Source organism: Aquimarina sediminis (assembly GCF_002895435.1).
GTDB lineage: Bacteria > Bacteroidota > Bacteroidia > Flavobacteriales > Flavobacteriaceae > Aquimarina > Aquimarina sediminis.
Genome location: NZ_POYJ01000002.1, coordinates 242,289 through 268,472, shown reverse-complemented (window position 1 = coordinate 268,472; position 26,184 = coordinate 242,289). Strand labels below are relative to the sequence as shown.

At 32.9% G+C, this 26,184-nt stretch carries 33 protein-coding genes; 22 read left to right on the top strand and 11 right to left on the bottom strand.

The window, feature by feature from the left end:
• Positions 1-2 precede the first annotated feature (2 nt).
• From C1X07_RS05650 to C1X07_RS05570, 17 genes are all read left to right on the top strand, one after another.
• Positions 3-455 carry a bactofilin family protein gene (locus C1X07_RS05650; RefSeq protein WP_103069015.1) on the top strand — a complete coding sequence of 151 codons (453 nt, stop codon included), beginning with the start codon at positions 3-5 and terminating at the stop codon, positions 453-455.
• 13 nt (positions 456-468) lie between these two features.
• Complete coding sequence (locus tag C1X07_RS05645; RefSeq protein WP_241507199.1) at positions 469-657, top strand: AtpZ/AtpI family protein; 189 nt, start codon at positions 469-471, stop codon at positions 655-657.
• A gap of 32 nt (positions 658-689) precedes the next feature.
• Positions 690-1,067 (top strand): DUF6168 family protein, encoded by a 378-nt coding sequence (locus tag C1X07_RS05640; RefSeq protein WP_241507198.1) that lies wholly within the window; start codon positions 690-692, stop codon positions 1,065-1,067.
• Positions 1,068-1,189: 122 nt separating this feature from the next.
• Positions 1,190-2,257 (top strand): F0F1 ATP synthase subunit A, encoded by a 1,068-nt coding sequence (gene atpB, locus C1X07_RS05635; RefSeq protein WP_103069012.1) that lies wholly within the window; start codon positions 1,190-1,192, stop codon positions 2,255-2,257.
• Positions 2,258-2,289: 32 nt separating this feature from the next.
• Positions 2,290-2,481 carry an ATP synthase F0 subunit C gene (atpE, locus tag C1X07_RS05630; protein WP_101445998.1) on the top strand — a complete coding sequence of 64 codons (192 nt, stop codon included), beginning with the start codon at positions 2,290-2,292 and terminating at the stop codon, positions 2,479-2,481.
• A gap of 90 nt (positions 2,482-2,571) precedes the next feature.
• Positions 2,572-3,072: a F0F1 ATP synthase subunit B gene (locus tag C1X07_RS05625; protein WP_103069011.1), complete on the top strand. Its 501-nt coding sequence runs from the start codon at positions 2,572-2,574 to the stop codon at positions 3,070-3,072.
• A 6-nt stretch (positions 3,073-3,078) separates the two neighbouring features.
• Positions 3,079-3,606, top strand: a complete 528-nt coding sequence (gene atpH, locus C1X07_RS05620; RefSeq protein WP_103069010.1) for an ATP synthase F1 subunit delta — start codon at positions 3,079-3,081, stop codon at positions 3,604-3,606.
• Positions 3,607-3,680: 74 nt separating this feature from the next.
• Entirely contained in the window at positions 3,681-5,261 is a 1,581-nt protein-coding gene (atpA, locus tag C1X07_RS05615; RefSeq protein ID WP_103069009.1) for a F0F1 ATP synthase subunit alpha, read from the top strand.
• Positions 5,262-5,306: 45 nt separating this feature from the next.
• Positions 5,307-6,167 (top strand): ATP synthase F1 subunit gamma, encoded by an 861-nt coding sequence (atpG, locus tag C1X07_RS05610; protein ID WP_103069008.1) that lies wholly within the window; start codon positions 5,307-5,309, stop codon positions 6,165-6,167.
• 195 nt (positions 6,168-6,362) lie between these two features.
• On the top strand, positions 6,363-6,863 hold the full coding sequence (locus C1X07_RS05605; RefSeq protein WP_128755202.1) for a hypothetical protein: 501 nt from the start codon (positions 6,363-6,365) through the stop codon (positions 6,861-6,863).
• Between the two features lie 33 nt (positions 6,864-6,896).
• Positions 6,897-8,348 (top strand): oligosaccharide flippase family protein, encoded by a 1,452-nt coding sequence (locus C1X07_RS05600; RefSeq protein WP_103069006.1) that lies wholly within the window; start codon positions 6,897-6,899, stop codon positions 8,346-8,348.
• Between the two features lie 38 nt (positions 8,349-8,386).
• On the top strand, positions 8,387-8,821 hold the full coding sequence (dut, locus tag C1X07_RS05595; protein ID WP_103069005.1) for a dUTP diphosphatase: 435 nt from the start codon (positions 8,387-8,389) through the stop codon (positions 8,819-8,821).
• A 30-nt stretch (positions 8,822-8,851) separates the two neighbouring features.
• Entirely contained in the window at positions 8,852-9,868 is a 1,017-nt protein-coding gene (locus C1X07_RS05590; protein WP_103069004.1) for a sugar phosphate nucleotidyltransferase, read from the top strand.
• A gap of 35 nt (positions 9,869-9,903) precedes the next feature.
• Positions 9,904-11,277, top strand: coding sequence for a tetratricopeptide repeat protein (locus tag C1X07_RS05585; RefSeq protein WP_103069003.1), 1,374 nt, complete (start codon positions 9,904-9,906; stop codon positions 11,275-11,277).
• 7 nt (positions 11,278-11,284) lie between these two features.
• Complete coding sequence (locus tag C1X07_RS05580) at positions 11,285-12,058, top strand: DUF4292 domain-containing protein (RefSeq protein WP_103069002.1); 774 nt, start codon at positions 11,285-11,287, stop codon at positions 12,056-12,058.
• Complete coding sequence (locus C1X07_RS05575) at positions 12,055-13,284, top strand: murein hydrolase activator EnvC family protein (protein ID WP_103069001.1); 1,230 nt, start codon at positions 12,055-12,057, stop codon at positions 13,282-13,284. The genes C1X07_RS05580 and C1X07_RS05575 overlap by 4 nt, the downstream gene beginning before the upstream one ends.
• 178 nt (positions 13,285-13,462) lie before the next feature.
• Complete coding sequence (locus C1X07_RS05570) at positions 13,463-15,481, top strand: NosD domain-containing protein (RefSeq protein WP_103069000.1); 2,019 nt, start codon at positions 13,463-13,465, stop codon at positions 15,479-15,481.
• Between the two features lie 122 nt (positions 15,482-15,603).
• Here the strand turns inward: C1X07_RS05570 and C1X07_RS05565 are convergent, their stop codons facing one another.
• Together C1X07_RS05565 and C1X07_RS05560 are read right to left on the bottom strand one after the other, a co-directional pair.
• Positions 15,604-16,113 (bottom strand): acyl-CoA thioesterase, encoded by a 510-nt coding sequence (locus C1X07_RS05565; protein WP_103068999.1) that lies wholly within the window; start codon positions 16,111-16,113, stop codon positions 15,604-15,606.
• A 207-nt stretch (positions 16,114-16,320) separates the two neighbouring features.
• Positions 16,321-17,322, bottom strand: a complete 1,002-nt coding sequence (locus tag C1X07_RS05560) for an HU domain-containing protein (protein WP_103068998.1) — start codon at positions 17,320-17,322, stop codon at positions 16,321-16,323.
• A 161-nt stretch (positions 17,323-17,483) separates the two neighbouring features.
• On the opposite strand from C1X07_RS05560, the gene dprA reads away from it, so the two are divergent.
• Both dprA and C1X07_RS05550 read left to right on the top strand, forming a co-directional pair.
• Entirely contained in the window at positions 17,484-18,587 is a 1,104-nt protein-coding gene (gene dprA / locus C1X07_RS05555) for a DNA-processing protein DprA (protein WP_103068997.1), read from the top strand.
• A gap of 67 nt (positions 18,588-18,654) precedes the next feature.
• Positions 18,655-19,569 carry a tetratricopeptide repeat protein gene (locus C1X07_RS05550; protein ID WP_103068996.1) on the top strand — a complete coding sequence of 305 codons (915 nt, stop codon included), beginning with the start codon at positions 18,655-18,657 and terminating at the stop codon, positions 19,567-19,569.
• A gap of 1 nt (position 19,570) precedes the next feature.
• On the opposite strand, the gene C1X07_RS05545 is transcribed toward C1X07_RS05550, so the two are convergent.
• The 4 genes from C1X07_RS05545 to C1X07_RS05535 form a co-directional block, all read right to left on the bottom strand.
• Positions 19,571-20,446 carry a sterol desaturase family protein gene (locus C1X07_RS05545; RefSeq protein WP_103068995.1) on the bottom strand — a complete coding sequence of 292 codons (876 nt, stop codon included), beginning with the start codon at positions 20,444-20,446 and terminating at the stop codon, positions 19,571-19,573.
• Positions 20,447-20,448: 2 nt separating this feature from the next.
• Positions 20,449-20,622: a hypothetical protein gene (locus C1X07_RS24960; RefSeq protein ID WP_164914101.1), complete on the bottom strand. Its 174-nt coding sequence runs from the start codon at positions 20,620-20,622 to the stop codon at positions 20,449-20,451.
• A 145-nt stretch (positions 20,623-20,767) separates the two neighbouring features.
• On the bottom strand, positions 20,768-21,028 hold the full coding sequence (locus tag C1X07_RS05540; protein WP_103068994.1) for a hypothetical protein: 261 nt from the start codon (positions 21,026-21,028) through the stop codon (positions 20,768-20,770).
• Positions 21,029-21,192: 164 nt separating this feature from the next.
• A complete protein-coding gene (locus C1X07_RS05535; protein WP_103068993.1) occupies positions 21,193-21,417 on the bottom strand; it encodes a helix-turn-helix domain-containing protein in 225 nt (74 codons plus the stop codon).
• 128 nt (positions 21,418-21,545) lie between these two features.
• On the opposite strand from C1X07_RS05535, the gene C1X07_RS05530 reads away from it, so the two are divergent.
• The 3 genes from C1X07_RS05530 (at position 21,546) to C1X07_RS05520 (ending at position 22,726) form a co-directional block, all read left to right on the top strand.
• A complete protein-coding gene (locus tag C1X07_RS05530) occupies positions 21,546-21,740 on the top strand; it encodes a hypothetical protein (RefSeq protein WP_103068992.1) in 195 nt (64 codons plus the stop codon).
• 89 nt (positions 21,741-21,829) lie between these two features.
• Positions 21,830-22,135: a helix-turn-helix domain-containing protein gene (locus C1X07_RS05525; protein ID WP_103068991.1), complete on the top strand. Its 306-nt coding sequence runs from the start codon at positions 21,830-21,832 to the stop codon at positions 22,133-22,135.
• Positions 22,136-22,375: 240 nt separating this feature from the next.
• Positions 22,376-22,726 carry a hypothetical protein gene (locus C1X07_RS05520; protein ID WP_103068990.1) on the top strand — a complete coding sequence of 117 codons (351 nt, stop codon included), beginning with the start codon at positions 22,376-22,378 and terminating at the stop codon, positions 22,724-22,726.
• A gap of 66 nt (positions 22,727-22,792) precedes the next feature.
• Here C1X07_RS05520 and C1X07_RS05515 read toward each other — a convergent pair whose 3' ends face one another.
• The 5 genes from C1X07_RS05515 to C1X07_RS05495 form a co-directional block, all read right to left on the bottom strand.
• Positions 22,793-23,338 (bottom strand): hypothetical protein, encoded by a 546-nt coding sequence (locus tag C1X07_RS05515; RefSeq protein WP_103068989.1) that lies wholly within the window; start codon positions 23,336-23,338, stop codon positions 22,793-22,795.
• A gap of 108 nt (positions 23,339-23,446) precedes the next feature.
• On the bottom strand, positions 23,447-24,190 hold the full coding sequence (locus C1X07_RS05510; protein WP_103068988.1) for a GNAT family N-acetyltransferase: 744 nt from the start codon (positions 24,188-24,190) through the stop codon (positions 23,447-23,449).
• A complete protein-coding gene (locus C1X07_RS05505; RefSeq protein ID WP_103068987.1) occupies positions 24,187-24,636 on the bottom strand; it encodes a DMT family transporter in 450 nt (149 codons plus the stop codon). Before C1X07_RS05505 ends, C1X07_RS05510 begins: the two co-directional genes overlap by 4 nt.
• Positions 24,633-25,262: an NAD(P)H-dependent oxidoreductase gene (locus tag C1X07_RS05500; protein WP_103068986.1), complete on the bottom strand. Its 630-nt coding sequence runs from the start codon at positions 25,260-25,262 to the stop codon at positions 24,633-24,635. The genes C1X07_RS05505 and C1X07_RS05500 overlap by 4 nt, the downstream gene beginning before the upstream one ends.
• A 73-nt stretch (positions 25,263-25,335) precedes the next feature.
• On the bottom strand, positions 25,336-25,941 hold the full coding sequence (locus C1X07_RS05495; RefSeq protein ID WP_103069599.1) for a Crp/Fnr family transcriptional regulator: 606 nt from the start codon (positions 25,939-25,941) through the stop codon (positions 25,336-25,338).
• Between the last annotated feature and the right edge of the window lie 243 nt (positions 25,942-26,184).

Here is a 26,184-nt window from a genome sequence, read left to right as displayed (position 1 = left end):
TTATGTTTTCAGATAATAAAAAAGGAAGAGACCAAGGTAGTACAGCTGATTTCTCTCGTAACCAGAACAAAATTTCAGAAGGAACCAAAATTGTTGGTGATATTGTTTCTGAAGGAGGTTTTAGAATTGAAGGTATCATTGAAGGAACTTTTAAAACTACAGGAAAAGTAGTAGTTGGTAAATCCGGTTTTATCCAGGGTACACTCGAATGTTCTGACGCTGATTTTGAAGGTAAATTCTCAGGAAACCTGATCGTGTCAAATACATTATCTTTGAAACCAACTGCGCATATTGAAGGTGAAGTTACTGTAGGTAAATTAGCAGTAGAACCAGGAGCAAATTTCAACGCATCTTGTTCTATGAAAGGTGGTGTAAAATCATTAAGTAAACCAAGTGAGCAAAAAGGAACACAAACCCAATCAGGAGCACAACAAGGGCAAGGGAAATCAGCTTAGGAAATATGCTGCTTTGTCAGGAATAGCTTTCCAAATGGGAGCTACCATATTCTTGTGTGCTTACGCTGGTAAAAAATTGGATGCCCATTATGAATTAGAAAAACAATGGTTCACCATGGGCTTTGTTCTTTTTGGGGTAACAGCATCTATATATCTGGTGATTAAGCAGCTAAATCGTATTAATAATAAGTCTGATCATTAATTTGTTTCTACGGATAAAGAGTTTTATAGTATATGATTAAGAGCTTGTTTCGCTTTTTGTTTCTTTTTTTTATTGTTATAATTGGCAGTTATTTTATCCACATGTGGGTAATAGAAGCTTTTTTGTTAAAAAGAGATATTAGTATTGTTAAATTATCGTATCTCTTTAATGGTCTATTTACATTTGTGCTTACCTCTGCTATAATTCTTGTAAGTAAAAAGTATAAAGACCATCTTGGTTTTATCTTTATGGCAGGCAGTCTCCTTAAAATTGGGGTGTTTATGGCTATAAGTAAGCTCGGAGGAATAGAAATCAATAAAAACGTCTTTCTGGATTTCTTTGCTGCTTACTTAATCTGTTTAATCTTAGAAGTATACTTCGTCTCTAAGATTTTGAATTCTGATAAATAGCTCATTTTCAATAATATAAATATTTAGTAAGAATCTCCAACTTATTTACCCAAAATAGTTTAAGAATCTAACATAATTATGTACATTTGCACCGAAATTTAGGAACCGAAATTTTAGGTGTAATGCAAAAACGTACTGTAGTTAAGTTTTTATTGATTTTTACTTTAGTCTTTAACGCTTCAAATCTGTTTGCAAAAGAATCAGAGAAAGAAGGGGATGGGGATTTAAAAACAACGATCAAAGAATTTATAAATCATCACCTTCAAGACTCACATGATTTTACTTTGTTCTCTGATGAAGAAGCTAAAACTCATTTTGGGTTTCCTTTGCCTGTGATCTTATGGGATGGAGGACTTAAAGTTTTTTCTTCATCTAAGTTTCATCATGGAGAAACTGTTGCAGAGGTAAATGGTGAATATTATAAATTATATCACGGTAAAATCTACAAGACAGATGCTCAGGGAACAATAAACTATGATGAGGATCATCATGCTACTAATGCAAAACCATTAGATTTTTCAATTACCAAAAACGTAGTAAGCATGTTATTGATAAGTTTACTTATGTTTTTTATGTTCAAAAGTCTTGCTAAGTCATATAAAAAGAACAATAGCATCCCAACTGGTGTTGGGCGTTTCTTAGAGCCTTTGGTTCTGTTCATAAGAGATGATATTGCAATTCCAAATATTGGTGAAAAGAAATATAAGAAATACATGAGCTTTTTGCTTACTATTTTCTTTTTTATCTGGTTTTTGAATCTTTTAGGAATGACACCTCTTGGAGTTAATGTTACAGGAAATATAGCAGTAACCTTTGCTTTAGCGTTGATTGTATTTTTAATTACTAATCTAACGGCAAACAAGAACTACTGGGGTCACATTTTCTGGATGCCGGGTGTACCAACTTTTATGAAAGTTGTTTTAGCACCGATAGAATTATTAGGAGTGTTTATCAAGCCATTTTCATTAATGATTCGTCTATATGCAAACATGACTGCTGGTCACGTGGTATTGATGAGTATTATTGGTATGATATTCTTATTTAAAAACTGGATAGGTGGTCCATTATCATTTGGATTAGCATTTGCGTTATCGATATTAGAATTATTGGTAGCAGCATTGCAAGCATATATATTTACGATGTTGTCGGCACTATACTTTGGTATGGCAAATGAAGAAGCACATCATTAGAATTTGAACGTTTAATTTTTAATTATATAATTATGGAAATTCCAAATATTGTTGGAGCAGGTTTAATCGTAATCGGAGCTGGTATTGGTATCGGTAGAATCGGTGGACAGGCTATGGAAGCTATTGCACGTCAACCAGAAGCTTCTGGTAAAATCCAAACAGCTATGCTTATTGCAGCAGCACTTATTGAAGGTATTGGATTTGCAGCGTTATTCGCAGCTTAATTTACAAACAACAGCTATAACGGTTGGTTGTAGCTGTTGTTAATTAGATTTTTAAAAAATTAAACAATAAAGAAAATAATATAATTAATAATGGAGAAGTTAATAAATGATTTTTCGTTTGGTCTGTTTTTCTGGCAGATTTTAATCTTTGTAGGTTTACTATTATTATTGAGAAAATTCGCTTGGAAACCAATTCTTAATGCAGTAAATGATCGTGAAGAAGGTATTAAAAATGCATTGGAGTCTGCAGAAGAAGCAAGAAAAGAAATGCAAAACCTTCAAGCTGATAACGAAAGAATCTTAAATGAAGCTAGAGCAGAGCGTGATGGAATGCTCAAAGAAGCAAGACAGCTTAAAGAAAATATGATTTCTGATGCAAAATCAGAAGCACAAGCTGAAGCTGATAAAATTGTAGCACAAGCACAAGCGACTATCGCTAGTGAAAAGAAAGCTGCATTGGCTGATCTTAAGAACCAAGTAGCTGGACTTTCTGTAGAGATAGCAGAAAAGGTAGTAAGAAAAGAATTATCTAACGAAGGAAAGCAACTAGAATTAGTTGAGTCTATGTTAGAAGATGTTACTTTAAACTAATATTAGATGAGTAGAGCAGCAATACGTTATGCTAAGGCAGTTTTGAGTTTAGCTCAAGATAAAAAAGCCACTGAAAATGTTCAGAAAGATATGCAAAGTATTATCGCTACAATAGGTGATAGCGCTGAGCTCAGAATGGTTTTAAATAGCCCATTGATCAAAGGTGATGTAAAATTGGCTTCATTACGTGAGATCTTTAAAAGTACAAGTGAGATTACTCAAAAAGTTTTTGATGTGTTAATCGAGAATAAAAGAGTAAGTTTACTAGCTGATGTCGCTAAGCAGTATACTGTTTTGTATGATCAGTTAAATAATAGACAGGTGGCAAAAGTTACCACAGCAGTGCCTTTGGATAAAGGGCTAAGTGATAAAGTACAGGCTAAGGTAAAGGAGCTAACTGGAAACGAAGCTAACTTAGAAAATGTAATCGATGAAAGTATTATCGGTGGATTTATTTTGAGAGTTGGTGATTTACAGTATAATGCTAGTATAGCACATAAGCTCACTAGTCTAAGAAGAGAATTAAGCAATTAATACATACGTTTTAAAATATAAATTTAATAATAAGAGAATGAGTGTGTATACTCATTCTTTCAAACTATTATAAAATGGCAGAAGTGAATCCTGCTGAAGTATCAGCAATATTAAAACAACAATTATCTGGATTTGAAGCATCAGCTTCATTAGAAGAGGTAGGTACAGTATTACAAATAGGTGATGGTATCGCCAGAGTATACGGCTTGTCTAATGCTCAATATGGAGAATTAGTACAATTCGAATCTGGCTTAGAAGGTATCGTACTTAATTTAGAAGAGGATAATGTTGGGGTAGTACTTTTAGGTTCTTCAACAGAAGTTAAGGAAGGTGCAACTGTAAAACGTACACAGCGTATTGCATCTATTAACGTTGGAGAGGGAATCGTAGGTCGTGTAGTAGATACACTAGGAACACCTATTGATGGTAAAGGTGCAATCGAAGGTGAAACTTTCGAAATGCCGTTAGAGCGTAAAGCACCTGGTGTAGTTTTCCGTCAACCGGTAAACGAACCTCTTCAAACTGGTATCAAATCTATTGATGCGATGGTGCCAATCGGAAGAGGGCAACGTGAGTTAGTGATTGGTGATCGTCAGACAGGTAAAACAACTGTATGTATTGATACTATCCTAAACCAAAAAGAATTTTATGATGCTGGTGAGCCGGTATACTGTATATATGTGGCTATTGGTCAAAAAGCATCTACAGTAGCAGGTATTGCTAAAGTATTAGAAGATAAAGGAGCATTGGCATATACTACTATTGTAGCGGCTAACGCTTCTGATCCTGCTCCAATGCAGGTTTATGCTCCGTTTGCTGGTGCAGCGATTGGAGAATATTTTCGTGATACAGGACGCCCTGCTTTAATTATCTATGATGATTTATCTAAGCAAGCGGTTGCGTATCGTGAGGTGTCATTATTATTACGTCGTCCACCAGGTCGTGAAGCATATCCTGGAGATGTATTCTATCTTCACTCAAGATTATTAGAGCGTTCTGCAAAAGTTATTGCAGATGATAATATTGCCAAGGATATGAATGACCTTCCTGATTCTTTAAAATCTAAAGTAAAAGGAGGAGGTTCATTAACTGCACTACCAATTATCGAAACACAAGCGGGTGATGTATCTGCATATATCCCAACAAACGTGATTTCGATTACAGATGGTCAGATATTCTTAACTTCTGATTTATTTAACTCAGGTGTTCGTCCCGCAATTAACGTAGGTATCTCTGTATCTCGTGTAGGGGGGTCTGCCCAGATTAAATCGATGAAAAAAGTAGCAGGTACATTAAAATTAGATCAAGCACAGTTCCGTGAATTAGAAGCATTTGCTAAGTTCGGATCTGATCTTGATGCAGCTACATTAAATGTAATCGAAAAAGGAAAACGTAATGTTGAAATTCTTAAGCAAGCACAGAACGATCCATATACAGTAGAAGATCAGATTGCGATTATTTATGCAGGATCTAAGAACTTACTTAGAGATGTTCCTGTAAATAAAATTAAAGAATTCGAAAGTGATTTTATAGAATATCTTAATGCTAAGCATAGAGATACACTAGATACTTTAAAGGCAGGGAAACTTACCGACGAGGTAACTGATGTGTTACTTTCAGCTTGTAAAGAAATTTCTGCCAAGTATAAGGCATAATTAAAGGCTGAATTAAGAAATTTTCTGAATTCATAAGTATAAAAAATGGCTAATTTAAAAGAATTACGTAGTAGAATTACCTCTGTATCATCAACGATGCAAATCACCAGTGCTATGAAAATGGTATCTGCTGCAAAGTTGAATAAGGCACAGATGGCAATTACTGCAATGCGTCCTTATGCGGATAAACTTACCGAGCTGTTACAAAGCTTAAGTGCCTCTCTTGAGGGGGATAGTGTAAGTTCTTATGCAGAGCAGCGCGAAGTCAATAAAGTTTTGGTGGTAGCAATTGCGTCTAATCGTGGTTTGGCTGGTGCATTTAATTCTAATATTGTTAAAGGAGTTAGGGAGCTTTACGAAAACAAGTATGTAGGTAAGCAGGTTGACTTTGTTACTATTGGTAAGAAAGTAAATGATATAGTATCTAAAACGCATACCGTAATTGCTAATAAAAGCGAAGTTTTTGACGACCTTACATTTGCTAATGTTGCAGCTATTGCAGAAGAATTAATGGAGCATTTTGTTAATGGATCTTATGATAAAATCGTAATTGTATATAATAAATTTAGAAATGCCGCTTCTCAAGATGTTACTACAGAGCAATTTTTACCAATTGTACCTGTAGAAGGTGAGAAGAGTGCAAATCTAGATTACATCTTTGAGCCTTCAAAAGAAGAGATCGTAGAGCAATTGATACCAAAGTCGCTTAAGACACAATTGTATAAAGCAATACGTGATTCATTTGCGTCTGAGCATGGTGCTCGTATGACAGCAATGCATAAGGCAACAGATAATGCGACTGAGCTTAGAGATGCTCTTAAATTGTCATATAACAAAGCTAGACAAGCTTCTATTACCAATGAAATCCTTGAGATTGTTGGTGGTGCAGAAGCTCTAAATAACTAAAGAAAATATTTAGATTGTTTTCGTATGTAGAAAATCTTGTAAATTATAATCTTATATCAAACCTCATAAGTTTTCTTATGAGGTTTTTTATTTTTTAATAAGGTGTTGAGCATTTTTATATCTTTAGTGAATCCAAAGTGCTATGATTTTACTTTTGGTATCAATTTTGTTTTTCAATAGTTTAAAATATCAAAAATGATTAATTTGAAAACGACAAGTATTACTATTAGCCTTTTGTTATTACTTATCATGCATATACAATGTGCAAGTAGTCAGCAGATAGATAAAAAAAGCCCTATAGAGATTAAAAACACCTATTTTCAGGAATGGATAGCCGGGGTAGAGGGCGGTGGTTCTGGGTTTATGATATATCTAGAGGTGGATGCTGTATCAGATGTTAAGTTAGAATATGCATATTTTAGGGGGAAGAAGATAAAATTGGGGCATAAGACCAATGAGTTGGTATATGTTGGTCATTATACAAAAGCTACTAAACCACGAGATTTGATTATGAGTGATGATCCAAAAGAAGAATTTAAAAATCAGTTACCCGAAATAGAAGAAAAAATACCTTTTGAATTAGCCGATAATGAATGTATGATAAGTTATATGAATAATGGTAAACAAGGTTTTTTTAAGCTAGAAAATATACCAGAAAAAGAATTGCAGGCGTATCCAACGAGAAAGAAGCAATAAATTGTATTTTTACGATTACAAGTACATCACCAATTGGGCATATTTCAAAAACTCTTTAAGCAAACTTTTATCTACGGGCTGGCAACTGTGCTTCCTCGTATGCTGTCTTTTATACTAGTTCCATTGTATACTGATTTGTTACCAACTGAAGAATATGGTAAAATTTCGATTATATTTTCGTATTTCGTTTTATTCAATGTGATATTAGCGTATGGTATGGAAACAGCTTTTTTTAGGTTTTTTAATAAGGAATCTGATAAAGATGCAGTAGTAAGTACATCTGCGTTATCCTTAATTGTATCATCAATTGGCTTTTTTGTTTTAGCACTGTTGTTTAAAGACCATATTGCATTATTAACTAACATAAGAGTTGATCATATAACACTTGTTATTTATATTCTTTTGTTAGATGCATTGGTAATTATTCCTTTTGCCTGGCTTAGAGCAAATGAAAGACCAATGCGATATTCATTTGTTAAGATCCTAAATGTAATCGTCAATTTAGGGTTGAATGTTTTTCTTTTGATATACTTAAAGAAGGCGTCAGAAAATTTTCAAATTCTAAAAAGCATTACATTTGAGAATTATGAGATTAATTACATTTTTATTTCTAATTTGATTGCAAGTGGGCTAACTCTACTGTTGCTAGTCCCATTTTATACTAAAATAAAATACAAGTTTGATAAGCTACTGTGGAAAAAAATGATGCGTTATGCATTTCCAGTTCTTATTGCTGGAGTAGCGTATTCAATCAATGAAACATTTGACAGGATACTCTTAGATTATTTATTGCCGGAAGATGTGGCTGATCATCTAGTAGGTGTGTATTCAGCATGTTATAAGCTAGCATTGTTTATGACTTTGTTTGCTACAGCTTTTCGACTAGGAATAGAGCCTTTTTTCTTTAATTATTCTGAAAATAAAAATGCTCCCGAAACATATGCTAGAATAACCAAGTATTTTGTGGCGTTTGGAGCTGTTATTTTGCTTGGAGTTGTCGTTTTTGTACATGTGTTAAAAGATTTTATAATAAGAGATCAATCATATTGGGAAGCTGTAAAAATTGTCCCCATTATTTTACTAGCTAACTTATGTTTGGGCATTTACCATAATCTCTCTGTTTGGTATAAGATTACAGACAGAACTAGATTTGGAGCCTATATATCAGTCATTGGTGGAGTAATTACATTAGCTTTAAACTTTATACTAATACCTAAGTATAGTTATCTTGGATCAGCAATAGCCACTTTGGCGGCATATGGATCTATGATGATACTATCCTGGTACTATGGCAAAAAATACTACCCGATACCTTATAATTTGAAAAAAATAGGAATGTACCTTGCTCTTTCTATTGGTTTTTCGATTTTATCATTTTATGTTTTTGATAGTAATTATATAATTTCTATTCCATTGTTACTCGGGTTTTTAGTAATTTTGTACGCCTCAGAAAAGAAAGAACTAAAACAAATTTTAAGAAAATAAAAAATGTGAACTCCTGAAATTGGAGTGTAAAAATACGTATGCAAATAAAAATTATTAATAAGTCATCTCATGATTTACCTCATTACGAAACCATTGCTTCGGCAGGGATGGATCTAAGAGCAAATATTACTGAATCAATAACGTTAAAACCTTTAGGTAGAACGATCGTAAAAACAGGATTGTTTATAGAATTGCCTGTAGGATATGAGGCGCAGGTTCGTCCTCGTAGTGGATTGTCAGCCAAAAATGGAGTTACTGTACTCAATGCACCAGGAACTATCGATGCGGATTATAGAGGAGAGATAGGAGTGATTTTAGTAAATCTTTCCAACGAAGATTTTACTATTGAAAATGGAGAAAGAGTGGCTCAATTGGTAATTGCAAAACATGAACGTGCAGAATGGATAGCGGTATCAGAACTGTCAGAGACTTCTAGAGGAGAAGGAGGATTTGGTAGTACTGGGGTTAAATAAAGTATCAACAAAACAATCAAAACATAAAAAATGAAAATTATTGTTCCTATGGCAGGAAGGGGGTCTAGACTAAGGCCTCACACCCTTACTGTTCCTAAACCCTTAATTCCTGTTGCAGGAAAATCAATAGTGCATAGATTAGTATCCGATATTGCCAGAGTTCTGGGAGAACCAATTGAAGAAGTAGCCTTTGTATTGGGGGATCCCGCATTTTTTGGTGATGACGTAGTGGCTAGTTTAACAGAATTGGCAGAAAGCCTGGGGGCAAAAGCATCAATATACAGACAAGATGAACCCTTAGGCACGGGTCATGCTATTATGTGTGCCAAAGAATCTTTGTCCGGACCAGCAGTAATTGCATATGCAGATACATTGATAAGAGCAGATTTTAATTTGGATAAAGAAGCAGATTCTGTGATCTGGGTTAAACAAGTAGAGCGACCAGAAGCTTTTGGTGTAGTAAAACTAAATGATAATAACCAGATTGTAGAATTAGTAGAGAAACCTAAAGATTTTATATCTGATCTTGCTGTTATAGGAATATATTATTTTAAAGATGTTGCGGTTCTTAAGAACGAATTACAATACGTTCTGGATAATAATATTATTCATGGAGGAGAGTACCAGATTAATGATGGTATCAAGAGAATGATGAGTAACGGAAAAGTATTTGTCCCAGGTAAGGTTGATGAATGGATGGATTGCGGAAACAAAAACGTTACTGTAGAGACCAATACTAGAATGCTAGGGTTTTTGCAAAATGATGGCGAGCAATTGGTCGATGATATGGTAACACAAGAAAACTCTACTGTGATAGCTCCTTGTTATATAGGAGAAGGAGTAACGTTAAGAAATGCTACTATAGGTCCTAATGTTTCTATTGGTAATGGATGTGTTATTGATAATGCTACTATCAAAAATAGTTTAATTCAGACTAAAACTGTCATAAAAAATGCTAACTTAGACAATGCTATGATAGGAAACAATGCCGTTTATGATGGGAACTTCACTACAGTAAGTATTGGAGACTATTCTGTTTTGGAATAATTTATGATGCAATGCAGGTATTGTAAGACATTTATATGATTAATAATTGGAAACATATATACATTTTATTTCTATTCTTCGGGATTGGATATAGTGTTGCTTTTTCTCAGGAAATTGAACCAAAACAAGAGGTTAATATTGATGATCTCGGGAACGTTTCTGATGAATTTCAAGAGCACTTTTTTGAAGCGCTTAAACAAAAAGCAATTACCAATTATGATAAAGCAATTGAATCGCTGGAAAAATGCATAGAAATTGATCCAAAACCTGATTTTTTATACTTCGAATTAGGTAAAAACTATTTAAAACTAAAACTATACCAGAGAGCAGAAGAGAACTTTGAGAAAGTACTTGAGGCAAAATCGAATAATAGATTTGTTCTTGAGCTGTTATTTGAAGCTTATTTTCAGCAACGTAAATATAAAGAATCTGTTGAAATTGTTGAAAAGCTCGTTGTCTTTAACTCTATGTTCAAAGAGCAATTGGCAAACTTGTACTTTCTTGAAAAACGATACGATGATGCATTAATAGCACTAGATGAATTGGATGATGAATATGGGGCAGATCTCTATCGAGATCGCTTGCGCAAACGAATTTCTTCGAAAATTACTAATCCCGATAGCCAAATAAGTAGATTAGAGCAAAAAATCAAAGAAAAACCAAAAGAAGAACAAAATTATTTGAACCTGATCTACCTCTATAGTAAGAGCAATCAAAAAGAAAAAGCTTTTAAAACTGCTAGGTTGCTTTTAGAGAAAAAACCTAAATCAGAATTTGTACATCTAGCTTTATACAAATTTTATCTCGAGAAAAATAAAATACCAGAGGCTATTAGTTCAATGAAAACGACTTTGAAAAGCGATAAAATTGATATCGAATCCAAATATAAAGTGATTAATGACTTTTTATTGTTTATAGAAAGAGAACCAAAGTATGAATCTGAATTAGCAGCAATTATATCCTTACTTTCGAATGGTCAAAGTAATGTAAAAGTGTTTACAGAGTTGGGGCATTATTATTATAAAAAGGATAATAAAAAGCAAGCACTTAACTTTTATGAAAGAAGTATAATTAATAATGCTAATGATTTTGCTCTGCTTAAGAGAATTCTATTGCTACAATTAGATCTGAAACGATATGAAAAAGCTGAACTGGGGAGTAAATTAGCGCTAGAAATGTATCCTGCACAACCTATTTTCTATTTAGCAAATGGAGTGTCATTGCTTCATCTCGATAAAGCTGATGAAGCTATTGAAATCTTGCTGCTTGGTATTGATTATGTAATAGAAGACCTAAAAATGGAGTCTGACTTTTATCAGCAAATTAGTGAGGCATACCAAAAACTGGGCGATACAGCAAAAGCTTTAAAATATCAACAAAAAGTGAATCAACTTCAAAAAAAATCTTAAAAGGGTAATGAACAAACTTTTTTATCTATTATGCCTTTCTTTGATTGTATTGAATTCTTGTAAAGGAACTAAAGCAATAAGTGAATCGAGAGTTAAAAAATTAAACGCAGAAAAAATCATTGCTAACCATTATAATAACTCTTTTAACTTCAAAACACTAAATTCTCGCTTAAAAGTAAAATATAATGATGGTAAGCAATCGTTTAGCCCCAATGCTACACTTCGATTAGAAAAGGACAAAACTATTTGGGTGAGTGTAAAAATATTAGGTATTACTTTTGCGAAAGCACTAATTACTCCGGATAAGGTTAGCTATTATGAAAAGGTTAATAACACTTATTTTGAAGGAAATTTTAAACTATTAAGCGAATGGCTGGGCACTGATCTCAATTTTGATAAAGTGCAACAAATGCTTTTGGGGCAAGCACTTTTTAATCTAAGAGAAGATAAGTATAAATCTTCTATCGAAGGAAAAACGTATCAGTTGCAACCCAAAGCAGAATTAGCACTTTTTGAAAGATTGTTTTTGATTTATCCTAGTACGTTTAAAATATCTTCACAACGATTAAAACAGCCATTAGAGAATAGAGGTTTAATAATCGATTATCAAAGCTATCAAAAAGTAGGGAACCAGGATTTTCCCAAAGGAATTTATATTGAAGCATTGCAGGATAATGAAAAAACTACAATTGAGATAGATTATAAAACGGTAGATTACAATGCTAAGGTGAGTTTTCCGTTTAAAATACCATCAGGATATAAGCAAGTTACTGTTCAATGAGATTTTTAAAGGTTATATTTTTCTTAGGTTTACTATTGGTATGTGCTTCTTCGTTTTCTCAAAGTACTAAACAACAACAGCTTGAAGAGCAACGTCAACGACTTAGAGAAGAAATAGTGCAAATGAAACAGCTTCGAGCCAACAATAAGCTCAAAGAGAAGTCGGTACTAGATGAAGTAGAAACTATCAATTCGCAGATAGGAACACGTAAAAACTTAATAAAACTAACCAATCAACAGACGAATCTATTGACAAGAGAGATTAATGTAAATTTCAAAAAAATAGATGTTTATCGTAAAGAATTGGCTGCGCTAAAAAAGGATTATGCTAAGATGGTTACAAAGTCCTATAAAAGTAAATCTCATCAAAGTAGAATCATGTTCTTGCTTTCTTCATCCGATTTTGCACAAGCGTATAAGCGATTGCAATACATGAAACAATATAATGAACATCGTAAAGAGCAAGCTGAGCGAATAGAGAGTAGTGCCAAAGAACTTCAGGAGTTGAATGCTAACCTGTCTAAACAAAAAAAAGATAAGCAGAGTTTAATTGAAGAAAATAGAGAAGCTCAGGAAAAGCTAAAGGAAGAGAAAAAGGAACAACAGATTTTGATGGCGTCTATTAGAAAAAAACAAGGCGTCTATACCAAACAAATTAAACAGAAAGAACAGCAAGCAAGTGCTATCGATAAAGCAATAGAGAAGTTGATCAGAGATGCGATAGCAAAAGCAAACAAAAAGGCAGGTAAAAAAGTAACTAAAAAAGGATCAGCGACTACTTTTGCTTTGACTGCCGAAGCCAAAATATTAGCAGATAATTTTACTTCAAATAAAGGAAAATTACCTTGGCCTGTAGGAACAGGTAGAATTACTAAAAAGTTTGGACGTCAGCCCCATCCTACGCTACCTAATATACAAATCAATAGTAGTGGGGTAGAAATCGAAACGAGATCAGGAGAACGAGCGAGAGCGATTTTTGAAGGAGAAGTTATTGCAATCCAAAAATTAAAAGGTGCTAGTCGTCTGGTACAGATTCGTCATGGTAATTATATTACTACTTATTATAATATTGAAAACATAACAGTTATTGAAGGACAAAAGGTAACTACCAAACAGTCCATTGGTGAAGTACGCACCAACCCAACTACTGGTAGAGCAATTATGAAATTCTTAATTTACCAAAACGCCAAACGACTAAATCCACAAAGTTGGGTGTATAAAATGTAAATATTTGTATTGGGCTATTGTTAGTTTAATTCATGATTTTTATCAAATAATTTCATAAAAAAGGGTAACATTTTAATGTTACATGACATACATTAATGTGTTAATGCTTAAATTAATGATATGTTAAAAAATATTATATGGGTTGTAGTTTTTATTGTTTTTTGCTCATGTAGTAGAGATGAGTACGTTTCAGAGCCTCAAAATTTCAAAATTTCAAAAGGGATTATTCACTAAAATTAATACAGATTGTCCGTATAGTGTTAATACATATTCTGAGGCTAGTGCAGATCATATAGTAGATAAAAAAGAAGATTTGCAAACTACAATAGATAATTCAAGTCCAGGAGATGTTATTTATATAAAAGATAATGTTGTTTTTGAATTTAATGATAATGATTGTAAATACTTGTCTAGAGACTGTTATGCAAATACCTCGACCGAGTGTTCTTTTATTATAATAGACAAACCTATAAAATTAGTAAGTGGGGGTGTTAATGGGGTATATGGCGCTACATTTTCTATTCCTGCTCGAACTTTACTTCAGAAACCAAGAAAATTATTTAGAGTTGAATCGGATAATGTAACGATAAGCGGAATAAAGATTATAGGAAATGATTTTTTGACAAATATTGAAGATATAGACCACTTACCTCAATCTGAAATTGATAGCATCTATAATGCATATGTACCTGAGGTAACAGATGGTATTTTTGTATGTGGATTTAATAATTTAACAGTAGAGAATTGCGAAATATCTGGATGGTCGCAAGCGGGGATTCATTTAAAAAACTCAAGAAATAATAAAATTATTAATAATTTTATTCATCATAATTTAAGACATGGTTTAGGGTATGGAGTATCATTTAACACTGTAGAAAATGGTGTTTCTGATGGTTTGATCACTTGTAATTCGTTTGAATATAACAGACATGATATCGCTGGAAGTGGTCATGAAAATGAAAGTTATGAAGCTTCGTATAACATTATCGGGCATGGAGGACAACCTTCATGGACTTATAGTTTTGACATGCATGGAAAGAAAGAATATAGTAAGCCATGTATTGATCGTAGAGCAGGAAATACTATAGAAATCCATCATAATAAATTTAACAACAAATTAATTCCAGCTTTTAAGATTAGAGGAATCCCGGTTGGAGAAGCCTATATCCATGACAATAGTTTTGCTCATGAAAGAATCTGTGATGCTATAAAGCAAAATATATGTGGACAACCACAGTCCGAATTTAACAATCTAAGGTTAAAAAACAATTCTTACACTAGCGATTTATTTGGTTTGTCAAATAATCTTCTTTATGTAAATCAGGGAGAAAAGATTGTTAAATTTTCTTTTAGTTCTAATTGTGAGGATCCTATTACCACAATTTCAAGAGGTTGGTCAAATTACAGTAATTTTCTGGTGGGGAATTGGAGTAGTAATGGTACAGATGATCTTATTGCTTATCATCAAGGGCTAGATGAGTTGCATTTGTATCAGTATAAATATGATGGCACAGGATTTTATTCGGGCTATAAAAAAGTGAGTCATGGTTGGTCAAATTATAGTAATTTTCTGGTAGGGAATTGGAGCAATAATGGTATAGATGATCTTATTGCGTATCATCACGGGTTAGATGAGTTGCATTTGTATCAGTATAAATATGATGGCACAGGATTTTATTCAGGCTATAAAAAAGTGAGTCACGGTTGGTCAAATTACAGTAATTTTCTGGTGGGGAATTGGAGTAATAATGGTACAGATGATCTTATTGCGTATCATCACGGGTTAGATGAGTTGCATTTATATCAGTTTAGGAATGATGATACAGAGTTTTATTCGGGTTATAAAAAAGTGAGTCATGGTTGGAGTAATTACACTCATTATGTAGTTGGAAATTGGAGTAATAATGGCACAGATGATCTTATCGCGTATCATCAAGGGCTGGATGAGTTACATTTGTATAAGTTTAGACAGGATAGTACAGAGTTTTATTCGGGTTTTGATGTAATTAAATCTAATATGAAATTATTTGTACAATTTTTTGCCAATGACATAAATCAAAATGGTTGGGATGATCTTATCGGTATTACCGAAAACAATGAGCTATATTTATTAATGATTGATGGGAATGCTGTTTCGAACACCTATATTGGTGTGTTTCCTGATTTAAAAGCTTTTTTAAATGGGAAATGGAAATAAATATTAAGTATTTATAAAGATATTTGTCTAGTAGATTAACCTAATTAAAAAGAGTTGTTCTTTTAGGATAACTCTCTATTAATGTGGCTATTCTTTTTTCAAAAGAATGCTTACCTGATTTACTACACAAACAATGCTTTCAATTCTGTAGCGTCATTTGGGTTCATTTTTCCTGCAAGAACAAGGCTTAATTGTTTGCGTCGTAGTGCAGCATCATATCGCTGTTTTTCGAGTTCGGTTTCGGGAGCTATGGATGGCACAGCAACTGGAGTGCCACTTTCATTAACAGCAACAAAAGTATAGATAGCTTCATTAGCTTTGGTTTTGTCTCCACTTTGGCGATCTTCTACCCAAACATCAATATATACTTCCATAGATGTTCTAAATGCTCTAGAAACTTTTGCTTCTACTGTTACGACACTACCTAATGGGATCGCTTTATTAAAAGCAACATGATTTACCGAAGCAGTCACTACAATTCGTCTAGAATGTCTGCCTGCAGCAATTCCTGCTGCACGATCCATACGTGCTAAAAGCTCTCCGCCAAACAGATTGTTTAAGGGATTCGTTTCTCCGGTTAGTACCAAGTCGGTTAAGGTCGTTAGAGATTCTGAAGGGTGTCTAGATTCCATGCAATTTTATCTTTTTGCAAAGATATAAGGTAATGCCGTAATGAAGAAATTAGTTGATAGGTATTTAGGTGTTCTAAAAGAAGTATCAAGTCGATACTATTAGGCAAAAATCAGTGATATATTATCTAAAAAACATGCAATTAGATAGAATATCTCTAGACTAGAGACGATAATGATGTAGAAATCCTATTTGAATAGATACAAAAACTAATTTTTAATCAGCAACCAGGCCTTTGGATTTTGTTCTTTTTTAATGTTTTGTAGTGCTTGTAATGCCTCTGCTCTGCTCTGATAACTCTCATAGGCTACTTGATGTAGACCGTACTTATTTGTTCCTATAATGCTCGCGTTAAAACCTTGGTTTTTAAGATTACGAACTTTGTTTTCTGCATTCACCGAAACTCTAAAAGCACCTGCAACTATATGGAATTGTCCTTTTGTTGCTTCTGATGTTGTTTTGGTAATAGTAGAAGAAGCACTTCCTGTATCTTTTATAAGATTAAGATTAATGGCAGGTAGAGGATTAGAAATTTCAAAAGTTGCTTCCTGGATTTGATTTTCAATCTCTTGGTTTGCTTTTTGCCACTCTTTGTTGTTGTGGCTAATCGTTGTATCACTAACTTTTTTCAAACCAAAGAAACCTCCGATACCCAAAACAATAGCAGCAACAGCAGCGTATTGAAGATAAGGTCGTTCACGACGTTTTTCAGGAGTAAAAGTAAGAGGAGTTACTTCTTCAATTGCTTCAACTTCCTTTTTGAATACTTCTCTGGTAGTCTCAACTTCTCTTCTTATACTAGGAGAAGAAAAAGAATGAAGACCAAACGCTTCTGTAAGATAATTTACTTCTTGAAATGGTTCAAATTGTAACGTATTTTCTACAGAGGTAAAAAATGAACCAATCTTATCTAGTTCTACATGTTGCCCTTGCGCCATCTTTTCATTAAGAGATAATACATAACGCTGTATTTTGGCAACAGCATCAGTATAAGAAATGCCTTGAGCAGAAGCAATATAGTTGGCTAATAAGCCATCATTATTTTGCAATTGACTATTAAAAGAGATTACTTTTTTAGGAGGACAAAAAGTGTTAGTATATTCCTGGATCGTAGCAGGTTGACGTCTTGTTAAAAACGCTCCAAAACCTGGTAGGATTACACATTCATATCTGTATAATAATTCGCTTATATATGTAGCTGTGGTATTCATTTATTGCCCCTTCTAAAAAATTAATCATCAAAACACCAGAAACACTGGCTTTTTAAGATATCCAAAGGTATAAAAAAATGAAACTCATTTAAACTCTAGCTGTTGAATTTATTAACATCTTGCATTTTTTTTGTTACTTGCATTGACTTACAAACTATTACATGACTATCGAAAAACTTCTGGCCATACTAACTCTTAAAAAAGTAAAAAATCTTGGAGATAGCTCTATCAAAAAACTAATAAGAGAAGTGGGTAGTGCCGAAGCTGTGCTTACTGAGAAAACTAACAATCTTCTTAAAATTGATGGTATTGGTAAAGTAAGAATTAAAGATATACATAATAGCGAGTATCGTAAAGCTGCAGAAAATGAATTAATATTTATGCAAGAGAATAATATTAACTATCATGTGTATGACCAGCAAGATTACCCAGAGAAGTTAAAGCATTGTATTGATGGACCTGTTGTGTTATTTAGTTCAGGAAATATTGATCTTCAAAAGAAAAAGATCATTAGTATTGTAGGCACAAGACAGGTGACTAGCTATGGCGTTCGGTTTTGTGAAGAGTTAATTGAAACATTAGCTCCTTTAAATCCAGTTATTGTTTCAGGCTTTGCATATGGTGTAGATATCGCAGCACATCGTGCAGCAGTAAAACATAATTTGCAAACTATAGGATGTTTAGCTCATGGCTTGAATCAAATTTATCCAAAAGCACATAAAAAATATGTAGCTCAGGTTGAAAATAATGGAGGATTTTTTACAGATTTTTGGAGTACTGATACATTTGATAGAAACAACTTTCTTGGGCGCAATAGAATTATTGCAGGGCTTAGTGAAGCTACAATAGTAGTAGAAAGTGCTAATAAAGGAGGATCTTTGGTGACTGCCGAAATTGCTAATTCTTATAATCGAGATGTATTTGCGGTACCTGGTAGAGCTCATGACCCGCTAAGCAAAGGCTGTAATATGCTAATCAAAACGCAACAGGCACATATGCTTACTAGTGCTACTGATCTTATCTATATGCTCAACTGGGAGCTGGATGAAAAGGAAAAACCTGCTGTGCAAAAAACACTATTTGTAGAGCTTGATGAATACGAAAAGAAAATTTATAACTTTTTAAATGATAATGGGAAAGAGCTACTGGATGTCATCGCTTTACAGTGTCAGATTCCTACTTTTAAAACGGCTTCAGTTTTACTTAATTTAGAGCTTAAAGGGGTAATAAAACCTCTGCCAGGCAAATTATTTGAAGCAATTTGAATCTGCTTATACCAGAAAGTTCTCCTTGTTTTGTGTTATTTTGGGGAGAATCTTTTTTATAAATTAAATGAAAAAACTATTGTCAGTTACTGCTATAATGCTGTATTTTGTTATTAGCTGTATGACAGTAAATGTTAAAAACGAGATGACAGATTATCAAAAAGCCCAAGAAATTAAAGAAAAAATTGATAGAGGAGATCTAATGATTGGACTTCTGGATACGACTGAAGTTGTAGAGATGATCGATCTATATACTAAGTCTGCAAATTCTGGAAACTCTGCTGGATGGTATCAACTTGGGATGATATACTATGTTGGCATTGGTGTGGACCAGGATGCTGATAAAGCAATATCATATTTTAAGCAAGCAGCAGAAGCTGAGTATGGGATAGATGCATGGATAAAATATATAAGAATATGCTATTTTGCTAATCTTACTACTGTGCCTTCAAACAAAATTATTGATTTGGTTGAAGAATTAGAAAAAAAAGATGCAAGTGGAGAAGTTTCTTTACTTAAAGGATATATGTTGTACCGTGGTTATGCTTATACAGAAAATTTAGAAGCATCTTTTTTGGCGCATCATGCATCTGCGACCAAAGGAAATTCTGATGCTATGTTTGAGCTTTGTGTGTATTATACCCAAGGAATTGGAGTAGAAGAAGATGCTCAAAAAGCATTACAATGGTGTATTAAGGCTGCAGAGAATAATAATCTTAGAGCATTGTATAACCTGGGAACGTATTATGCTACTGGGTATGAAAATATACCTAAAGATAGTGAAAAAGCAATATCGTATTATACAAAAGCAGCAAACTTAGGGCATGGTAAAGCGGCTGCCCAAGTAGCTGCAATGTATATCTTAGGTGATGGGGTAGAAAAAGATGAAGAGTTGGCTAAGAAATTTTATGAACTCGCTTTTGAAAATGATTTTGATGTAGATATTTTCTTTGAAAGTTTAGGGCTTGAAGAAATTGATTAATCTATTCATTTTTTTGTTTGAAATATGCTGGTCTCCAGATAAGGCTGCCAAATATGATTCTTAACCGATCATGCCAGGATTTACATTGCTTAACATCTTTCCATATATTTTTATATTCGATAAAATTGATGGTAATTGGGTTATTGGAGTTAACATTTTTGGTTAATCCATAGACAACCTTTTCTTCTTCTCTCTGAAAGGTCTCAAACAGTTTGTCCCAAATAATGAGAAAACCACCGTAGTTTTTATCCAGATACTTTTGATTAGAACCATGATGTACTCTGTGCACAGAAGGGGTGTTAAAGATTTCATCTAGCCATCCAAGTTTTACAATTCTTTCGGTATGAATCCATGTTTGATATTGAGCAATAAATACTAATGAGATTATGGTTTGAAATGGGTTGAACCCTATCAATACCATCGGGATAAGAAAAATCCATTCTATAGCACTCTCTATAATACTTAATCGCATTGCTACGGTAAGATTATAATCCTCTGAGGAGTGATGTACACTATGATTAGCCCATAAAATGCGATGCTCGTGTTCTAGTCTATGCATCCAATAATATGTAAAATCTGCTGCAAGAAGACTTAATGCCCAAGTCCAACCATTCATGGAGATATCAAAAGGAGACAAATGATAAAAAGGTAGTAAGCAAATAATGCCAATAGATCCAAACGCAGTTTTTTCTATTAATTGCCCAAGAAAAAAAATGACCACATTGGCTCCGGTGTCTTTCCATCTTCGCTCTTTTTTGGTAAAAAAATCAAGACAGATTTCAAAAGAGATAAGTGTAATATTGATAATAAAGAAATACGAGACATAGGTAAGTATTTCTGAAGTCTGGAAAAGGAAAATAATTTCTTCTAAATTCATTTTTATTGTCTTTTTTGTGGTATGAAATATTGAAACCAGAGAAACCAGAATAAACTTAATGCCCCCCAAAGAGAGCCTTGACCCTCGATAAAATTAATTACATCCTGAATAGTATAGAATCCAATAAATCCTAAAATCCCTAAATACCAGTGTTTTTGAAAAGTAAGATTACTCATACATTTTGTTTATACAACAAAAGTAGTAGTAGTGCTAAGTGGTGTGTTTGTTAATTTTGGACAATCATAGGTCTTAAGAAGACTAAAGTTTAATAGTATATCTTGAGGTGCTCGATTGTAAATTAGAAGATATTCTTTTGTTTCACTAATTATAACTTTCAAAATCTTTGAAGAAATCAGCCAAGCTTATTTTGTGAGCGCGAAGAATCCGTAATAGACTTTTCATAGTAAAATTTGACCCTTTTTCCATTTTCCAGTATTGCATACGACCAATACCGTGTTCCCAGGCAAAGGTTTCATAGCTTGTATGACCAGAATCAATACGCAGTTGCTTTAATTTGTCTGCAATCTTTTGGATCATTGGATCTAGTGGTTGCTTTTTTGATTCTTCTTTTTTTGATGCCATCTTTCTTAATCTAATGAGAAAAAACAAATTTGAGACATGTCTATATTTTATATTACATATAAAAATATGTTTATTATAATGTGTATTGTTGACTTATTTTTGTTACTTTTATCCAATAGTGAAAAAAAGAAGAGCCTTGGTAAGTGGGTTACTAGTGGTGAGTTTTAAGTATGTTGTTTTTTTAATTGTAGATCCCCACATACGTACTCCAGAAGTTCGCATGGGTTTACTTCGATTGCTAAAGCAATCAAATAAAGCTCATCTGCTTTAAGTTTTGTAGAAGAGTTTTTGGAGAGTTCGCTTAGTCTATTTGTATTAATACCAGTTTTTCTAGAAACACTAGCTTTATTTATGGATCTTTTATCTAGGTATTTTCCAAGTTTCGTCATTATATATTTATCATGTAAATCTGTACATAAATATAAAAAAAGAGTATAAAAAGAATAATTTTATACATGAAATTTTGATAGAATACCGATTTTAGGTAATATTGTGTATATAATCTACATTTTTAGAAATGATCGATCAAAAAAAACAGTTAATTGTTTCTCTTTCTAAAGAGGAGGAATTAAAAATATATCAACAAGGTGTTCTAGGTGTTTTAAGTACAATAGAATTAAATGATTGTGATGAGGTATTAATGAGTCATATAAAAACAACATATAGACTATTACATTATTTGAATAGACAAAGTGTGTCGTTAAATTCTTAATATGATTAGGGATCTGTTTTTTTAAATGAAACAGATTATTATGATGGCATTAAAAAAAAGAGTAAATTTGTCAAAGATTGACAAATTTGATGAGAGAAACTTTTGGAGAATATATCAAATTACTAAGGAAAGAGAAAGGACTTACATTGATCGAGTTAGCAGCTCTATTGAAAATGGATTTTGCAAACTTGAGTAAAATGGAAAATGGAAAACGTGATTTTGATAAAAGAAAGCTCTCTAAATTGGCAGCGATTTTTGACCTAAGAGTAGAAGAATTACGCGATGAATATAAAAGTGATCAGCTTGCCAAACATATTTATGACTTGGGTTGCTCTGCAGAAGTACTTAAAGTAGCCGAAGAAAAAGCAGAATATCGCAGAACATTAAAAAAATAATATAAAATAAGTCATTTTTGGGCTTAATACATTGAAAAATAAAAGAGGATTGTGTATCCTACCCAACAATCCTAATTACTAAACGATTTTATTAGTTTGATCTAATCATTCTATACTATACCCGCTTCTTTTATGAAGGTAGCACTTGGCATGCATTTTTTTATCAAAAGGCATGTTTTAGCAAAGGCCGGGAACTACGCTAATTTTATCTAAAAATTAAAAGAAATAAAATAACAACAGATGAAAATAGAGATAGAGCTTCAAAATTTTCCGTCCTTTAAATTGTCATCAGATCAGGATTTGATCCTGTTTTTGATCAGAAACGAATTGTTGGGTACCAAATTTATTAATCAATTGAGTGAAATAGGGTTTGATACTTCCTTTTTTAGTGTTGAGCTCGGTACAGCTATTTTATCACTAATGGGATTTAATAACAGAACAGATGTTCTGTGGCAATGGTATTATGAGATATTAGATTCCTATGTTTTAAGAGTAAATCTAAAAGATTATACAGGTGTAAATGTTCTAGCTTTTGATTTTTACATTGCACTAAGAATCAGATTAAATGATGAAAAATTGAAAAGAGAATAGGTTTTTTGAAATCACAAAATCACAAAATTATTTGTTTTAGAGAATCCTATGTTTTTGGGAAAAAAATTACTTTTTTGTTGATTTTAAGATTTTACTTGCTAGGTTGCTGTGTTCCAATATTTTTGATAGCTCATAACCTCTGTTAGATAAATGACTACCTTTGGTAAGCTTTTTTATGAGCTTTGTATTATCAAAATAGTATCGCCCTTCAAATATGGTCTCTGGTTCTAATGAGGTATCAAAATTCATCCACTCTCCAGATTCATCATAAACACTTTTAAACATTTTTTCCTGGTCGTATACAAAAAACAGTTTGTTGTTTTTAAAGTAATACTCTGTTGTAAAGTACCCATGATGAAGCCCTATCCACTCTGTATACTTTACCAATTGACCATTCTCAAAATATCCGATGAGTTGACCACCAGAATCAGTAGTATGACCATATAACTCATTCATAAAATCTTCATTATCTAATTCTATTTTTTCAAGCTGATTAAGTGAGTTAATGCGTTGAAATTCAGATCTTATTTTTAATATTATTTCATTGGTATTTTGAGATGTACCTATAAAAGAAATAAATAGTAGCCCTATAAACAATTGAATATTTCGCATAGCAAAAGTCAATAAAAAAATTAATGTTTTGTATATATAATGGTGAGTCTAAAACTACATAATTTTGATATTAGTATGTTTGCCTATCGATAGATAATAGTGATTGAGCTATTGGTCTTGCAAAACATAATTTTTTATTATAAACTGTTCTTCAAACCCTAGTTTTAAATATAAGTTTTTTCCCATATCAGATGCCTGTAGTGTCATGTAACTATTACCATTTTTAATAGCATGATTTATGAGTAACTTCATTAGTTGAGCGGCAAAACCTTTTCTCCTCATTTGAGGAGGTATACCCACCGAATGAACGCCAATAATATCATTGGTTTTATGTAGTACTGCCGTACCTACAGCTTGTCCTTGATTATAGGCTAAGTAATAGAAAATGCTTGATTTTGTTTTTAATAGGATATCTGGGTGGATACGATACCCAAATGACTGTTCAAATATTTCTGACCATTGAGTAGCTTCATTACGATTAGAAACCTGTTGAATATTCAAGTCATATTGCTTATCAAAAGGTTTTTTTAGTTTTAAAGACATGCCTATTTGCTCAAATGATGTTTTAAAACCATTTTTTTCTAAAATTTGATTTGATTTACTTTTATAAATATCCCAATATGGTACAGTTAGGGGCACAGGGCTTGATGCTAGTTTTTCTTTGGCAGAGGTTATAATTTCTGGAGTAATATCTTGATTAAACCATAATCTATTAGGCCAGTCTGAAGTTTTGACCCAACCATAACTTAATTTGGAGTTAGAGTAATAAGACTGATAAGTCGTAGCTGCTATTTTCCATAGTGAAGTTAGGTTGTCTATATTGGCATGTATTAGATTGATTTCTTGTTTCATTTTATATTGATTAATAGAATTCCTACCATCATTGTGATTAGCCCTATTGTTCTTTTTATTGTTATCGGTTCTGTTGGTAAATTTAACCACCCAAAGTGCCCCGCTATTACAGAAAATATAAGTTGACCAAATAGCCCAAGAGAGATCATTGTAGATATTCCTAATTTTGGAATAGTATAGTAATAGAGGCTAATTCCCAGTACACTAAATAAACCTCCTGTAAACCATAAGTAAACTGGGATTTGCTTTATTTCTAGCCAGTTTGGCGAGTTTTTGGAGCTAAATAAAACAAAAATAAGAGCAAACACTGTACTACAGAAAAAAGCGACTACAGATGCTAATAAAGGGTTTTTTAGTAAGACTCCAAGATTAGAGTTTAGCCCGCCTTGGGCTGCTAAAAACATACCTCCAATAATTGCTAAACCAGATAATACGTATTGATTCATATTACTTCGAATAACTGATTAAAAGGTTTTCTTACCTTTTGGCGATATTGTGCCTTATCTTTTTCAGATCTGTATCCTATAGTTGCAATGACTGCGGCGTTTAAGTTTGCTTTTGAGAGATCAAGAATATCGTTGTATTTTTCATTTTCGAATCCTTCCATCGGGCAAGCATCTATTTTTAGTGCTGCACATGCATTAATTAGATTACTTAGTGCTAAGTAGGTTTGTCGATATGCCCAGTGGTAATTCTCTTTCGGGGATATTTCGGAGATTTTTTGTTTAATAAAATCACCATAATTATTAAGGCTATCAATATTTGACTCTTGCAGCTTCGATGCCAATTTAATGTAGTCTTCTACATGTTTGTTATTTACGCTGTTGTAATTACAAAATACTAAAAGATGAGAAGCATCGATGATTTGGTTTTGTCCCCAGGAGGCAGCTTGCAATTGTTTTCGTATTTCTTTATTCTCTATAATTAAAACCTTGTATGGTTGTAGTCCATATGAAGATACAGATAGCTGTATAGCCTGCTTTAGTTTGGAAAGGTTCTCTGGAGAAACCTTTTTTGATGAATCGAAATGTTTAGTGGCATATCGCCATTTTAAATCGTTTAATAAATGCATGATACTCTTTTAATGTTTATTGATATAGCAAAAGTATAGCGAAGAGTTCGCCTGTGCATTTACATATGTTGATTCAGGAGTTTTTCTTTAATTCTTTTTTGATTCTACTTAACTGAGTAGGTGTAATTCCTAGGTGAGAAGCAATATGTAGCTGAGGTATTCTTTGATCCATATTAGGGTGTTTCGCAAGAAGTTTAAGGTATCTTTTGGTAGCATTTTCCATTACTATAGAGATCTCTCGTTGTTCTTTTGCGATAACCCAGTTATTTTCTAAGTAAGCGATATAATACTCTTTTAAATCTGTATTAGAGTTTATAAGATCTCTGTATTTTTCGTAATTAAGACTGATAAGTATAGATTCTTCTATTGCCTCTAGTGTAAAATTAGAAGGAGACTGTAAAAGATAAGAGACTGTTGATCCAGCTAAGTCACCTTCAAGAAAAAGATTTTTGTTATAAATATTTCCTTGATCATCTGTAAAGTAAGCTCTTAATGCACCTTTACATATAAAATAAACGTTTTTGGCTATCTGACCATTTCTTAAAAGGGTTTCGTCTTTTTCTAAAGTTCGAAATGTGATAATTGATTTAATTAGTTGCCAAGATTGATCTGTAATAGGAGCGTAGCTTTTAAATTTGTATTTGAGTTCCGAAGTGAATTTGTCTTTATCAATTGTCATTTTTGTCATTTAATCCAAACTACAGTTTTTAGGTGTAAAAATACATTTATTTTATGGCTATAAGATGACAAGATGTTTTCTGTTTAAGACTTCATAAATTGTAAAAACCGAAAGGACATTATTTGTTATTCTTAGATTAGGGAATTTAAGAATGCAGATACGAAAAATAGACTCTTAGGGTGCTATGTAATAGGTCTATAATGAGCTAATATTAGTTTCGGCATATAAGTCAAACATTGGAAT

Bases quoted from the DNA above. Each gene is read 5' to 3' on its own strand.
- C1X07_RS05650 (WP_103069015.1), top strand. From the start codon at position 3: ATGTTTTCAGATAATAAAAAAGGAAGAGACCAAGGTAGTACAGCTGAT.
- C1X07_RS05640 (WP_241507198.1), top strand. From the start codon at position 690: ATGATTAAGAGCTTGTTTCGCTTTTTGTTTCTTTTTTTTATTGTTATA.
- atpB (WP_103069012.1), top strand. From the start codon at position 1,190: ATGCAAAAACGTACTGTAGTTAAGTTTTTATTGATTTTTACTTTAGTC.
- atpE (WP_101445998.1), top strand. From the start codon at position 2,290: ATGGAAATTCCAAATATTGTTGGAGCAGGTTTAATCGTAATCGGAGCT.
- C1X07_RS05625 (WP_103069011.1), top strand. From the start codon at position 2,572: ATGGAGAAGTTAATAAATGATTTTTCGTTTGGTCTGTTTTTCTGGCAG.
- atpH (WP_103069010.1), top strand. From the start codon at position 3,079: ATGAGTAGAGCAGCAATACGTTATGCTAAGGCAGTTTTGAGTTTAGCT.
- atpA (WP_103069009.1), top strand. From the start codon at position 3,681: ATGGCAGAAGTGAATCCTGCTGAAGTATCAGCAATATTAAAACAACAA.
- atpG (WP_103069008.1), top strand. From the start codon at position 5,307: ATGGCTAATTTAAAAGAATTACGTAGTAGAATTACCTCTGTATCATCA.
- C1X07_RS05605 (WP_128755202.1), top strand. From the start codon at position 6,363: ATGATTAATTTGAAAACGACAAGTATTACTATTAGCCTTTTGTTATTA.
- dut (WP_103069005.1), top strand. From the start codon at position 8,387: ATGCAAATAAAAATTATTAATAAGTCATCTCATGATTTACCTCATTAC.
- C1X07_RS05590 (WP_103069004.1), top strand. From the start codon at position 8,852: ATGAAAATTATTGTTCCTATGGCAGGAAGGGGGTCTAGACTAAGGCCT.
- C1X07_RS05585 (WP_103069003.1), top strand. From the start codon at position 9,904: ATGATTAATAATTGGAAACATATATACATTTTATTTCTATTCTTCGGG.
- C1X07_RS05580 (WP_103069002.1), top strand. From the start codon at position 11,285: ATGAACAAACTTTTTTATCTATTATGCCTTTCTTTGATTGTATTGAAT.
- C1X07_RS05575 (WP_103069001.1), top strand. From the start codon at position 12,055: ATGAGATTTTTAAAGGTTATATTTTTCTTAGGTTTACTATTGGTATGT.
- C1X07_RS05570 (WP_103069000.1), top strand. From the start codon at position 13,463: ATGAGTACGTTTCAGAGCCTCAAAATTTCAAAATTTCAAAAGGGATTA.
- C1X07_RS05565 (WP_103068999.1), bottom strand. From the start codon at position 16,113: ATGGAATCTAGACACCCTTCAGAATCTCTAACGACCTTAACCGACTTG.
- C1X07_RS05560 (WP_103068998.1), bottom strand. From the start codon at position 17,322: ATGAATACCACAGCTACATATATAAGCGAATTATTATACAGATATGAA.
- dprA (WP_103068997.1), top strand. From the start codon at position 17,484: ATGACTATCGAAAAACTTCTGGCCATACTAACTCTTAAAAAAGTAAAA.
- C1X07_RS05550 (WP_103068996.1), top strand. From the start codon at position 18,655: ATGAAAAAACTATTGTCAGTTACTGCTATAATGCTGTATTTTGTTATT.
- C1X07_RS05545 (WP_103068995.1), bottom strand. From the start codon at position 20,446: ATGAATTTAGAAGAAATTATTTTCCTTTTCCAGACTTCAGAAATACTT.
- C1X07_RS24960 (WP_164914101.1), bottom strand. From the start codon at position 20,622: ATGAGTAATCTTACTTTTCAAAAACACTGGTATTTAGGGATTTTAGGA.
- C1X07_RS05540 (WP_103068994.1), bottom strand. From the start codon at position 21,028: ATGGCATCAAAAAAAGAAGAATCAAAAAAGCAACCACTAGATCCAATG.
- C1X07_RS05535 (WP_103068993.1), bottom strand. From the start codon at position 21,417: ATGACGAAACTTGGAAAATACCTAGATAAAAGATCCATAAATAAAGCT.
- C1X07_RS05530 (WP_103068992.1), top strand. From the start codon at position 21,546: ATGATCGATCAAAAAAAACAGTTAATTGTTTCTCTTTCTAAAGAGGAG.
- C1X07_RS05525 (WP_103068991.1), top strand. From the start codon at position 21,830: ATGAGAGAAACTTTTGGAGAATATATCAAATTACTAAGGAAAGAGAAA.
- C1X07_RS05520 (WP_103068990.1), top strand. From the start codon at position 22,376: ATGAAAATAGAGATAGAGCTTCAAAATTTTCCGTCCTTTAAATTGTCA.
- C1X07_RS05515 (WP_103068989.1), bottom strand. From the start codon at position 23,338: ATGCGAAATATTCAATTGTTTATAGGGCTACTATTTATTTCTTTTATA.
- C1X07_RS05510 (WP_103068988.1), bottom strand. From the start codon at position 24,190: ATGAAACAAGAAATCAATCTAATACATGCCAATATAGACAACCTAACT.
- C1X07_RS05505 (WP_103068987.1), bottom strand. From the start codon at position 24,636: ATGAATCAATACGTATTATCTGGTTTAGCAATTATTGGAGGTATGTTT.
- C1X07_RS05500 (WP_103068986.1), bottom strand. From the start codon at position 25,262: ATGCATTTATTAAACGATTTAAAATGGCGATATGCCACTAAACATTTC.
- C1X07_RS05495 (WP_103069599.1), bottom strand. From the start codon at position 25,941: ATGACAATTGATAAAGACAAATTCACTTCGGAACTCAAATACAAATTT.